This window comes from Microbulbifer sp. SH-1, assembly GCF_011326135.1.
Taxonomy (GTDB): domain Bacteria; phylum Pseudomonadota; class Gammaproteobacteria; order Pseudomonadales; family Cellvibrionaceae; genus Microbulbifer; species Microbulbifer harenosus.
This window is the reverse complement of the sequence record NZ_CP046948.1, coordinates 971,386-983,333: the sequence shown is the minus strand read 5'-3', so window position 1 is coordinate 983,333 and position 11,948 is coordinate 971,386. Positions and strand designations below refer to the sequence as shown.

The 11,948-nt window shown below is 51.0% G+C and carries 14 protein-coding genes; 10 read left to right on the top strand and 4 right to left on the bottom strand.

Features of this window, described 5'->3' with window-relative positions; genetic code table 11:
• Positions 1–517: 517 nt before the first annotated feature.
• Positions 518–994, top strand: a complete 477-nt coding sequence (locus tag GNX18_RS04460; protein WP_166215641.1) for a hypothetical protein — start codon at positions 518–520, stop codon at positions 992–994.
• Between the two features lie 247 nt (positions 995–1,241).
• Here the strand turns inward: GNX18_RS04460 and GNX18_RS04455 are convergent, their stop codons facing one another.
• Positions 1,242–2,288: a transposase gene (locus tag GNX18_RS04455; protein WP_166215286.1), complete on the bottom strand. Its 1,047-nt coding sequence runs from the start codon at positions 2,286–2,288 to the stop codon at positions 1,242–1,244.
• A 1-nt stretch (position 2,289) separates the two neighbouring features.
• The gene (locus tag GNX18_RS04450) at positions 2,290–3,189 is read right to left on the bottom strand and encodes a site-specific integrase (protein WP_166214670.1); all 900 of its coding nucleotides are present in this window, start codon (positions 3,187–3,189) and stop codon (positions 2,290–2,292) included.
• A 183-nt stretch (positions 3,190–3,372) separates the two neighbouring features.
• On the opposite strand from GNX18_RS04450, the gene GNX18_RS04445 reads away from it, so the two are divergent.
• Positions 3,373–3,759: a VOC family protein gene (locus GNX18_RS04445; RefSeq protein WP_166215639.1), complete on the top strand. Its 387-nt coding sequence runs from the start codon at positions 3,373–3,375 to the stop codon at positions 3,757–3,759.
• Positions 3,760–3,806: 47 nt separating this feature from the next.
• On the top strand, positions 3,807–4,313 hold the full coding sequence (locus GNX18_RS04440; protein WP_166215638.1) for a hypothetical protein: 507 nt from the start codon (positions 3,807–3,809) through the stop codon (positions 4,311–4,313).
• 263 nt (positions 4,314–4,576) lie between these two features.
• Here the strand turns inward: GNX18_RS04440 and GNX18_RS04435 are convergent, their stop codons facing one another.
• The gene (locus GNX18_RS04435; protein WP_166215636.1) at positions 4,577–5,179 is read right to left on the bottom strand and encodes a response regulator; all 603 of its coding nucleotides are present in this window, start codon (positions 5,177–5,179) and stop codon (positions 4,577–4,579) included.
• A 369-nt stretch (positions 5,180–5,548) separates the two neighbouring features.
• Positions 5,549–5,914, bottom strand: a complete 366-nt coding sequence (locus GNX18_RS04430) for a hypothetical protein (protein ID WP_166215635.1) — start codon at positions 5,912–5,914, stop codon at positions 5,549–5,551.
• A gap of 196 nt (positions 5,915–6,110) precedes the next feature.
• On the opposite strand from GNX18_RS04430, the gene GNX18_RS04425 reads away from it, so the two are divergent.
• The 7 genes from GNX18_RS04425 to GNX18_RS04390 all read left to right on the top strand — a co-directional run bounded on the left by GNX18_RS04425 (position 6,111) and on the right by GNX18_RS04390 (position 11,553).
• Complete coding sequence (locus GNX18_RS04425) at positions 6,111–6,350, top strand: helix-turn-helix domain-containing protein (RefSeq protein ID WP_166215633.1); 240 nt, start codon at positions 6,111–6,113, stop codon at positions 6,348–6,350.
• 517 nt (positions 6,351–6,867) lie between these two features.
• Positions 6,868–7,362 carry an ATP-binding protein gene (locus tag GNX18_RS04420; protein ID WP_166215632.1) on the top strand — a complete coding sequence of 165 codons (495 nt, stop codon included), beginning with the start codon at positions 6,868–6,870 and terminating at the stop codon, positions 7,360–7,362.
• A gap of 343 nt (positions 7,363–7,705) precedes the next feature.
• Positions 7,706–8,026 carry a hypothetical protein gene (locus tag GNX18_RS04410; protein WP_166215630.1) on the top strand — a complete coding sequence of 107 codons (321 nt, stop codon included), beginning with the start codon at positions 7,706–7,708 and terminating at the stop codon, positions 8,024–8,026.
• A gap of 537 nt (positions 8,027–8,563) precedes the next feature.
• A complete protein-coding gene (locus tag GNX18_RS04405) occupies positions 8,564–9,409 on the top strand; it encodes an isocitrate lyase/phosphoenolpyruvate mutase family protein (protein ID WP_240914228.1) in 846 nt (281 codons plus the stop codon).
• Positions 9,410–9,556: 147 nt separating this feature from the next.
• A complete protein-coding gene (locus tag GNX18_RS04400; RefSeq protein ID WP_205828060.1) occupies positions 9,557–10,693 on the top strand; it encodes an MFS transporter in 1,137 nt (378 codons plus the stop codon).
• A 196-nt stretch (positions 10,694–10,889) separates the two neighbouring features.
• Positions 10,890–11,285 (top strand): GNAT family N-acetyltransferase, encoded by a 396-nt coding sequence (locus tag GNX18_RS04395; RefSeq protein WP_166215629.1) that lies wholly within the window; start codon positions 10,890–10,892, stop codon positions 11,283–11,285.
• 58 nt (positions 11,286–11,343) lie between these two features.
• Positions 11,344–11,553 (top strand): hypothetical protein, encoded by a 210-nt coding sequence (locus GNX18_RS04390; RefSeq protein ID WP_166215627.1) that lies wholly within the window; start codon positions 11,344–11,346, stop codon positions 11,551–11,553.
• The last annotated feature ends 395 nt before the right edge of the window (positions 11,554–11,948 follow it).

Below are 11,948 nucleotides of genomic sequence, written 5' to 3'. Positions count from 1 at the left end.
GCGCAAAACGCACACAAGGTAAGCTGCCCCTGCCGGCGGCGTTAGTGTTCAGGTTCGAAGTGTCGCCGCCTGGAAAGTTAGAAGTATTCGGAAGGCATTCGGCGGCTCCGTGCTCCGTAAAGCGGAGTTCGCAAGCAGGGATTTTACGAGACGTTATTAATCACCTTCAGTGGCTTCCATTCTAAAAATTCGTGGAAGGCGGCGAGGATAGTAAAGTGGAGCGTTCCCTTTTGGCTATTTTGCCACTCAGGGGAAAGCGTGGTTCGGCAAAGGCATGAGTGTCACTCAAGGTCAGTTGGGCGTATAGCCAGTGCGTTTCAAATTGCCGGTGGGCATGTTTGTTGGTGTCAAAGTTCATCAACACTAACAATGCCGGGCAGCCAGGCTCCGGGCCTTCGGCCCTCCGCGGGACAGCTTACCTTGTGCACGTTTTGCGCGGGTCGCTGCGCTCCCATTTTCGCGCAAAACGCGCACAAGGTAAGCTGCCCCTGCCGGCGGCGTTATGTTTCTTAAATAAATGAGCAAATCAATAGATAGAGTTGCATTTGAATACTGGGCAGGAGTTGCTTCAAAGACTGATATTGAATCCTGGGCTGAGGGAGAACTCAGGAAAGACGAGCCTCACCCTGATGCTTGTGTAATGTTTAATCTGTCTGAAGATGAAGCAAGAAAACAATCTCTCAGGCTGGCTGAAGATATATGCAAATTTAAGCCTATTTCAGAGCAGGGGGAGAAGTGGGCAAAGGAGCTATTAAAGCAATTTTGTGAAAAACTGCTACATGAAGAAATAGCCCCTTATGAGTTCTGTCGACTTGTTCAGCTGTTTGATGCTAGCTTTCTAGGCATGCGCACTTTAGATGATGGGTCGCTTGAATATCCTGATTGGCTTGGTGATCTTTGGAATAATTGTGATTGGTGTGATGAAAGTTGGACATGCTCTAACTCACCACACTTGATTGAGGAGGCCCGCAAGGTTCTGCGCGGTGAAACATAACAAATAAGGATATGTTGCGCTTGCCGCAACATATCTGGTTGTTGAACGAGCCCGGCCAGCTCTATTCATGTAAATAAGTCGAAGGAGGATGGGCGGGGAAGGCCAACGTTAACCGCTAGCCTTTTCTACGGGCGAGCAAGACCCTCGCCCGGAAGGCGATAAAAAATTCGTTGTTACATCGTGTATTCGCTCCTTTAAGTTAGGCCCGTTAATCCTCGTGTTGGTAGCATCCGTGCTCTATCCGTTTTTATCCGGGCTGGGCTTTGCGAGGATAGATACCGGTCACCCGCATAGGGCTTCGGCAGTGAGGGCAAGGCAAACTCGCGGTTTTCTTCGTCGGTGGTGCAGGCCTCTGCACCTTCAGTACCCACTGTAGAATGTGCATAACCGCCTTCGCGTTGCCGTGTAAGTACCCATAATCTCGGGCACGGCGAAAGCCCTTTGGCAGGCAGTGTTGCAGGATTAGTGCGATGAACTGCTCACCGGTAACGGTACGGGTTTTCCATTGGTGGGTATTGGCGTCACGGTAGCGAAAGGTCACGTTGCAACCGTCATCGGACAAGATGTTGGTATTGCTAATGACACCGCGATACAGATAGCGCGCAAGATAGCGCAGCGCTTCCGTGCCTTTGCCGACACGTTTACATTGCGCCACCCATTTCTTTGGCGTTCTGCCGGGGGTTATCCCGGCCTGAAAGAGCGCCTTAAGAAACGCACCTCGAAAGGCTTTTGCCAAGGCGCGTCCATTAAACAGGTATTGGCCACGGACTTTGCACCACTGTCGGCGCGCTTTATTAACCGCTCCACCGGGTACCACAATATGAACGTGCGGATGGTAGTCCAGACGGCGAGTGTGGGTATGTAGGACAGCGCAGAAGCCCAGCTCTCCGCCCAAGGTACTATCGTTTTTGGCAAAGGTTTTGAGTGTCTGCGCGGCACAGCGCATCAGCAAGTCATAGCAAGTGCTGCGGTACTGTCGAACGACACCCCGCAGCTCCTTGGGAAGCGTAAAGGTGACCATGTAATAGTTCACCGGCAAGCGTTTTTGCTCCTGGCGTTGCAGCCAGGCTTGCGTACTCTGGTCCTGGCAGAGGTTACAGGCGCGATGTCCGCAGGAGCGTGGCGTGTGGGTGTTATGAGAGCAACGTTGGCAGGTCCATGCCATCTCACCGTAGGGACCTTGGCGGCAGCCCTCGATAGCGTTGAGGGCGGACCACTGGTCGCGACTGAGCGCGTGACCGAACTGCTCGATAAAACGGTGGCGGTAGCGTTGAACAATCGTTTGCAATGTCATGCTACGCCCCCCATACCACGCGCAGCTTGGCCAGCAGGCCGTTGATGCGCCGATCGGTATCGTTTTGCGTATAAGTGGATAGCTGGGTGTACAGTGCGGTGGTCTTGGGGCACTCGTGCCCCATCTGCTCTTGGATCGCCCGCAAACCCACGCCCGCGTCGGTCAGGAGCGTGCCATAGCAATGGCGCAAGGTGTGGATGGTAATCTCTTTGCGAATACCGACGTCGCTGACGATGGCTTTGAAGGACTTCTGTGTGCCGCCACGGTCCATAGGCTCACGAGCCTGGTGCTGCTCCTCGGGTGTGCGTCCGCGAGGAAAGAGCAGCGTGGGATTGCGATGTGTGACCCAGTACGCGCGCAGTGCTTCCAGCGTCATCTTGGGCAAGAAGACGAAGCGGTCCTTCTTCCCCTTTGCTTGACGTACGTGCAGAAGGCCGCGCTCGCTGTCGATGTCGGCCACGCGAATGCCAAGAGCTTCGCCCAAGCGCAGGCCCATGCTAAAGCAGGTGAGAATGAAGGTCTGGTATCGCCGCTCGCGGGTACCATTGATCAATCGCTCCAGCTCTTTGAGTGTAAGCACGTCGGGGAGGTGCTTCTCTTGAGGTGGTTTGACAATATCGACCCACTGCCAGTCGCGCTTAAGTACATGCTTGTAAAAGAACTGCAGGCCATTGCGATCCACCTTCACCGTTGACCAGGAGTGGGTGCTGATGAGGGACTCGAAATAGCCCTCAAGCTGCTCTTGCGTGAGGGTGTCGGGTGGGCTGTCAAAATACTCGCAGACGCGCCGTATGGCACGGCTGTAAAGATCAATGGTTGAGTCGGCTTTGCCCTGTCGTTTGAGTGCGCTAAGATGTTTTCGGTACAGTGAATCGAATCGTTTTTGCTGTGCTTTGTTCATAAAGATATTCCCCTAGTTGTCGTGCTCGGGGGTGAGCACGTAGGGGAATTATCTTTATTTACTGGGGGTTGAGCTTTGCCGCGTAGCGGCTTCGTTCAACAAGCGCATGTTGTCGGACTGGTTTTCCGCTGCGCTTCAAACCAGCCGCAAATGCGGGCGTTATGCACTATAAGGAAATACCACATGATTTCGCATACGACACTTGGCACTAATGACTTAGAAAAGGCTGAATTTTTCTATGATGAGTTTTTGAAGAAAATTAATGGTGAAAAGTTTCTCAAAACAGATCGTGCTATTTTCTACTCATTTCAAGGTCATGAATCAAAATTAGCCATTTCTCAGCCATTTAACGGTGAGCCAGCAACAACTGGAAATGGGACAATGGTCTCTTTCTCGGTAGAGAGTGAGGCGCGAGTTCAAGAGTTACATGAATATGCGCTTTCTTTGGGAGCCGAAAATGAAGGTGATCCTGGCGTGAGATACAATGGCATGTACTATGGTGCATATTTTCGTGATCTCGATGGGAACAAATTTGCCATATTCCACGTCCCTGCCAAGCCCGGTGCATAAGAAGCGCTGCAGGCCGACGCCAACGCTGGGCGTTAGGAAAACAAAGCATGAGAAAAATTTTTATTATCTTCGCTTATCTTCTGAGTTCTGGGTGTGCAATTACAGATCTTGAACGAGATCAAAAATTACATTTTTATAAATCAGATGATGCTGCTCGAAATGTAACATGGTATGAAGGCGTATGGTTCGATTGCGAAAGTCAGCTAGTTTCAGGCATGCTTTCACCCATAATTCCACTTCCGCCGGTAATCCCAACATTCTGGATGGATTCAAAATCCACGAAACTTAATATTGACCGCCCATCTGACGAAAGTTACTTAAAAGGTTTCAAACTCATTGGCAAGTCTGGAGAAATAATTTTTGAGCATAATTCACTTAATCATGAACATCTAAAGCTAGGCATGAATTTACCGTATAGCTGTCGGAATCTAGATCAAGTTAATTTGGTGTTAATGTTTGAGAAAAAATCATCGCGTGAAGATTTTCTTATAACAAAAAAATTGATCTATGAGTCAGGAAAAATGAGATTTGGCTGGGCCTACCTTAGCGCATAATTTCCTAGTATCAAGCTCTAAGTGCGACGTTGTTGGTTAACCATATAAAATGGATTAGCTAAGACTTGATCTGACAGTTACCGATTTTTCAGAAGGCGCCCGTCAGATCAAGTCTGAGCTACTAAGTCTAATCATTTATCTGAAGCGTATCTTTCGGATGGACTGCTATACTTTTCTGCATTCTCATTCTCTCTTCTAACCTCTTCCTCCAACTCTTCCGGAAGAAGCAGATCCTTTGTCACATAAAGGTTAGCCTTATAAAGCTAGCAGCGGCCAGGTTCCGAAGGAGATCGGTCTATAAACTCTGAAATTTCCTTGCCTTCACCAACAAGATCGTGAGAGATTTTATTCTGTATGTTTTTATGCACGATAAAGGAATGATCCAACCCTACTAACTTTAGCTTGGTAAGGTTTTGGTTCTTGAGCTCTCTCAGCTCCTGCAATTCCTTGGGGTTCATCGGTCTACCTTCTATGACTAAGATTTCATCTTCCCCGGACTTTACCAGCAATGGCTTTATAGATAAATCCTCTATTGCCGCTAATAATTGTACTGGGGTACAAGGTTTCTGAATAAACTCATCTACTCCTGCGGCCAGGCACTGATCTCTATAGCCGGGGTTGGCTGAGACGGCAACTATTGGAAAATATGGGAGCTCTCTTCGAATAGCCCTTGTCGCCTCAATGCCATTCACTTCCGGCATATCCACATCCATCAAACAGAAATCGTACCTTCCCTTATTGTTCAATGCGTAGTTGACAGCCTCCTCTCCATCTGATGCCAAGTCGAAATTGAACTTCCATTTACTCATCAATGCGCGGTTGAACACCTGTATAGTTGGGTCATCTTCAGCTATCAGTATATTCATTGATCTTGCCTTCCCTGACTTAACGAGATAAGAACTTTACTGCAACGGTTTCGCTTTCAGGTCCTCACCGAGTTCAACACCTTTTAACCCGTATTCTTTAACCAGGTTTTTGAAGTGTTCATCACAGTAGAGAGAGTGGAACAGGTCAAAGTTCGTTTTGAATACGGGGACATCAAGCGGATTCCGTGATCGCATTTCATTGCTGACTTTCCTTGTCCAGATATGGTAATAGTCGCATATATTCTTTGACCAGATAAGAGCGACGCGAAGCAGTCCGCCTATCCAGTAGGATCGAATCCTTCAGGTGCTGCACCCTGCCCCCTCCCAGACTCGCGATGTATACCAGAGATGCACGTTAAATGATGCGGTTTACTCTGGAGCAAATTCCATTTTTCGTTTCTTTAGCCGCGGCGCTTTTTCCATAATGATGTTGATTGACAGCGTTAATGCCTTGGCCTCCAGTGTTTGCCAGTCAGTTAGTACACCCAACTCCTGACATGCAAACCTTCGCTCTGCCTTTACCCTCGTGGCGGCCTGTCTCTGTCTAATCAGCTGTTCCGTCTCCTGGTGGGTAATATTCACATTGTCGGAGCTGCGGCAGTGCAGCCAGTCATCTATCACTTCGCCCAGTGGAATTGATTCCGCACAGATAAAGTTAGCCAAGTCCGTAGACAAGGCACTTGCCCTTCGGATAAGAGAACCCATTGTTTTTAACAGCTCGTCAGTATCTTCCATTATTCGGCCTCGCTGCGTATGTGGCGCTTAATTGTCTCAGACGGAGACTGTCCCCACCCCCAGAATAATGATATATCAGGAATATTAGACCAAACCTTATGGTATACCCGGAAAAGAATCAAGAAATCATGATATATCCGGTTTAATGGGCGCCTGATAGCTCTAACCTTAAGGCTTCGTCGTTGGGTGGTAACAAATGGAAAAGAACAACGTAGAAGCGCTTCTGAAGCAGATCGGCTCAAACATCAAAGCCCTCCGCAAGCAGAAAGGCCCAGGCTGGACGCAAGAGAAATTGGCGGAGTTGGCGGGGATCAGCTCCAAACATTTGTCGGATATAGAGCTGGGCAAGTACAACGTGTCGGTTGCCTATCTTTGCAGAATCGCCGATGCACTGGGAGTTTGTTACAAGCAATTGCTCGTTAATGAACCGGAGTAGTCTGTTCCGACTGAGGTGACCCGATTTCTCCGAACAGTAGACGCCTTCCTAATCCCGAGAGGTTTTTGGATGAGCCAGAGTTCTGATCAATCAGCCGATATAGCACGACGCTAGATCGTGAACGCTGATGTATGGACAGCCGTTGTTCGTGGCGGCGATATCGAAGGCCGCCGACTCGTGGCAGATTGGACTTCTTTATCTTGTGCTAACTCGTCCCCGGGACTGGGCCATATATGTGATTTCTGTTCGTCGGCTCACAGGTTTGCGCTCAGGCTTCCTTCAGACAACTTCTCGCGAGGTTGCCCTTGCCGTCGGGAAGTAGTTATGATCGCTGGTAAATCGGTGATCTGGCTCTCCTACAGAGGGCTTTCGCCTCATTAGTTCATGCCCATGCTGGGCGTACACAAGTGGCTGTAACCGACCGCAAAAACTGGCACTTGTTTTTCCAAAATCCCGGCAAAACAACCGCCAGTTTTTGCGGCGGCTGAGCCAGGCGTTATGCAATACGAGGCAAGAAATGAACAAAGGAGTATTGACATTTTTCTGCGGAAAAATGGGGGCAGGCAAGACTACAAAGTCTCTTGAAGTTTCCCATAAGCGAAACGCCGTGCTGCTTTCTGAAGACGAGTGGCTTGCGTCAGTTTATCCGCATAGCATCAAGACACTGGAAGATTACGTAAAATATGCTGGTTTGCTCAAGCCGCAAATGAAGAAACTAACTCAGTCTATCTTGGCGACAGGAACTAACGTGGTAATGGACTTTCCGGCAAATACAATTTTGCAACGAGAGTGGTTTAAAAGCATTTTCTCTGAGATCCAGGCTCCTCACGAGATGATTTACATCGACCAGCCAAATGAGATTTGCTTGGGGCAAATCGCAAAAAGGCGGATAGAGCAGCCAGAGAGAGCGGCAACTGATACCGAAGAGATGTTTGAGCTTGTTACAAAGTACTTTGTTGCCCCCACACCTGATGAAGGGTTCAACACAACCGTAATTACGGCACATGCATAATCGGGTAGCCGAGGGTATTTAGCCCTCAGCCCCCACAACACCCTGCATGCGGGTCCGCACAGGGCGTTTCACCGAGAATGGTGAAGCTTGATCCATCCATCGCGCAACGTGTATAACCCCTGTTTTTTAAGGTAGGCATTGGATAATGCCTGATTGATCCCCGGGGTTTTGGCGCTGCGCCACGGGCCTTTACTGGTGATACCGCTACTGGTGATACCGCAGGCCACCGCTGTTTCGATCTGAACGCCCAGCCTCAGCAGATTCCTGACCTTGGTACGCGGCTTGCGCCACTATCCCCAATAGGCCATTCGGAGGGCCTCCGGGCCTCCGCGGGACGTTAACTGTGACTATGGAAGTAATCATAAAAATTGGAATTCTGTTTGTGATTGTTGCTAGCTTGATCGCTTTCGCGGTTATGCTATTTGCGCTTCCTGTCGCACTATACAGACGCCGAAAAATACTAGATCCTAGGCTGGAAGGCAAAAATTACTTCGAAAAAACATTGATATCAGTAAAGTACGATTTTACGGAAAAAGTTCTCCCCTGGAGGAATAATTTAGCTAATAGTGTCTCTCGCTTAAGATCGGTTTTTGCATTTATTTTAATCATTATTCTTGTTATCGGAGGCGTCATTTATGGTCCAGAATTGGCCATAAATAGTTAACAAGACCAGGCTGCACTCTCCGGCGTTGCGCGCCTCAGCGGGACGGCCCACGCTGGCAACGTTAGCACTCAGTGTTACCCAAAATATACTAACCAAAACTTAGATGTTATATCTGCTTAAAAAACTACAGTTGATCTCGCTTCTTTTGTGGGCCTTCTGTCCGCATGCGGCGGTGGTAACGGCGGAGACAGTTCTGATCCAGTAGAGATCCCCCCCCTGAAATAGAAAGCTTTACCTCCTCCGAAATACTTTCAAGTGATCCTCCGGCCAGCGCTATGCACCTTTGTGCTGCTCGGTTCAGTTTGAGGCGGTGCGGCAGCGCGCCGCGGCGTGAGCGGACGGCTGATGGCCGCCCGAACTATTTCCCCTCTTCCCCTCTAGCTTTTGATCCTCTGATATAGCTATAGCGGCTCCAAATCGGGCGGTCTTTCCGATTCGAATCCTGTCAAGTCGTTGTTCAGTTCCGAAAATGGCCGGTCTTCGCGCGGTAGTAAGGCTAACTTATCGCCTTAACCAAGCCGCAAGCGAAAAAGCCAAATGGAGATTTTGATGAGCCAGTCGATGTATACAGAGTTCGCAAAACTGCACAGAGATTCCGTGCCGCTGAAACTGCCCAATATCTGGGATACCGGGAGCGCGGTGTTATTTCAGGCGGCCGGAGCCAGGGCGCTGGCCACTTCCAGTGCGGCCCTAGCCTGGTCTTTGGGCTATGCCGATGGTGGCGCCCTGCCGCGCGCGGGATTGCTGGGTGCAATCCGGCGCATTGCCAGGGTCGCGCGTGTGCCGCTGAGCGTCGATATCGAGGACGGCTACAGTGATGACCCCGCTGAGGTCTCTAAGCTGGTTGCCGCAATTGCGGAAGCGGGCGTGGTGGGGATCAATATCGAAGATGGGGCGGGAACTGCCGGACTCCTCTGCGACAAGCTCATTGCTGTGCGCAAGGCTTTAGGGGATAGGCCGCTGTTTATCAACGCGAGAACCGATGTCTACCTGCGCGGGCTTGCGTCGGGTGAAGAGGCGGTTGCTCTCACCCTTGACCGATTGAGGGCGTATCACAGAGCGGGTGCGGACGGCGCATTTGTTCCGGGTCTGACCTCTATAGATGAGGCGGCTCAAATTGCCGCCGGGATGCCGATGCCGCTGAATCTGATGGCGCTGCCGGGAATGGTTGGAGTTGCGGCGCTGTTTGCTGCGGGCGTCAGACGGTTCAGTGTGGGGCCGGCAATTTTTCAGGCCGCTTATGGGCGAGCCTTTGAGTTGGCGCGGCGGATCAGCGAGGGTGGCGAGGTGGAAGGACTGTTCGGGCAGGACCTCGATTACGAAAGGTTGAATGCCGAGTTTGCGGAAGTTGCTGTTAGTGAATCCGATGCACTGCCTGTATGAGTCAACCACCGGCTGAATTTCGCTACCAGCGGCCGGGGAAATAAACCGGCAGGCTGGCAGTAGCGGCGGTCAGAATAAAAGTGCTCACACTTCATGTGATGGCCGACTCGATCACCACTGGTCTCGTGGCTAGCGGTGATTTCGGTGATGTTGGGGATTTTCTCGATCGTCACCACTGAAATCCTGCCGATCGGCTTGCTGACCTCGATTGGCTCAAGCTTCACCATCTCTGATGGAATAGCTGGTCTGATGATGACCATGCCTGGTTTTTTGGCCGCGATCTCGGCACCAGTGGTAATGGTCGCCGCGGGACGCACCGACCGTCGGCTCATGCTGGGTGTGTTTATTCTATTACTGGCATTGGCGAATTTCCTGGCCGCGGTTGCGTCGAGCTACTGGCTGGTTCTGGTCTCACGTGTGCTGGTCGGCGTCACCATCGGTGGTTTCTGGTCCATCGGCGCGGGGCTCGCCGGTCGGCTGGTTCCTGCCGAATCGGTGGGCCGGGCAACCGCCGTTATTTTTTCTGCGGTGCCTCTGGGGTCCGTGCTCGGAGTCCCGCTGGGTACGTTCATCGGAGACGTCGCGGGGTGGCGTACCGCGTTTCTTGTGATGGGGATCCTGACTCTCTGTGTTTTCGTCTTGCTGCTCCTCGTGGTTCCGCCGCTGCCGGCTGAAAAGCCGACTCGTCTGAGTGTGCTCACGGGCATGCTCAGGAGTGTCAATACTCGATATGCCTTGGTGATGACGTTCCTCGTGGTACTCGCTCACTTCGGTGCCTACACCTACGTCACTCCGTTCCTGGAGCAGGTGACTCATGTGAGCGCCGGGCTCATTACGGTTTATCTGCTCATCTACGGAGCTGCAGGAATTGCCGGGAACTTCCTGGGCGGGTCGGCTGTGGCGCGGTATCCAAGGGGCACCTTCGCAGCCGCCGCCCTAATGATCGCCGGTGCGACTGTACTGCTGCCGGTGTTCGGCAAAGATGATTTTGGTGCCGTGGCCCTGCTGATTTTGTGGGGCGTTGCCTACGGAGCCGTGCCTGTCTGCTCGCAGATCTGGTTCGCCAAGGCCTCACCCGATTCACCCGAAGCCTGTTCCGTGCTCTTCACAGCCTCGTTCCAGGCCACCATATCCATGGGGGCATTGGTCGGAGGTGCAGTGGTTGATCACTCATCTCCGTCCATGGCCATGACGCTCGCTGGCACGGCCGCTGCCCTGATGGTGCTGGTCGCCTGGTCCCACTGCGCTCGGAAGATCTCGTGGCCTGGCCCGGCCAGGCCGTAAGGCCCATCCCTGCTCGACAGAGGTGGAGTGAAACGCCTTTCGTTTAGTGAGCAGGTGTCCAGATTCGGAGCGTCGCTGCAGAGGGACGGCCAGCGCTATACACATTTTATGCGGCTCGCTGCGCTCGCAATTCTCGCATAAAATGCGCCTAGCGCTGGCCCCCCCTGAGATCAACGTTAGCAGGCATGTAGATGGTATGTACCAAGTAATTGAGAAAGTTGCTTCTGTCGAAGATTTTCTTCGTCTGAGAATGATTACGGGTTTATCGCCCAGACCTAGAGCTGCGGCTGAAAGAGGATTGCCCCGCAGTCTATATGGTGTACATGTAATAAAAGATTCAAAAACTATTGCAATGGGACGTGTTGTCGGCGACGGGGCATTGAACTTTGAAGTGGTAGATGTGGCAGTTGACCCAAGTCATCAAGGAAATGGGCTTGGTCGTTTGGTTATGAATTATATTATGGCTTACCTAGAGCGTGAGGCACCATCAGGTGCGTATATTACGCTAATGGCTGATGTTCCTGAGCTATACAAGAAGTTTGGTTTTCAGTTAAGTCGCCCCGACAGCGAGGGCATGTACCTGATAAAGTAGTCTGCTAACCAGACAAGGTAGGCGATGACACTTTCAATCACCTTAAAAGGAGATCAGCGTGAAATTTGACCTGTCAATTGAGGATAATTTCGCCTCATTCATTGACGAGAAAACGGAGAAATCTGTTTTTATTGATTCTTTTGATAATCAAGAGTTTGAGGTTCGAATTGGCACAGTACGGGAGTCCCAATCTGCCGGATCAATTACAGCGCACTCAACAGAAGAGTTTAATAGCAGGGGTCAGATCAACATTCTGGCACCTTACTGATTGAGACCCCAGGCATATGTCGCTACTCGCAAGCCCATAAAGCGTCCTCAAAAGGACTATTGATCGTACTCCCCAGCAGGTAGATATTTTAATATCTCCGCACCACCGGGAATATAGTGAAGTACATCCCTGCAGGCGATTTCATCGCCACCACTCGTAGCACATACTTCAATATCCCGAACATGGTCCGGCACGATTAGTTCATCCCCCAGAACAAACCACTGGGACTGACAAGAGCAATCTGGCGTAGAATTTTCGAGTTTTCCCATGATGATGAAGACAGTGGGCTTTCAACACATTATTTCATGCTCATACTGGGAATACACAAGCGAGATAGTTTACTCTTGCTCTGCGGTCCTCACCGACAGCTCAACAATCCAAGGGGGCGCGCTTAT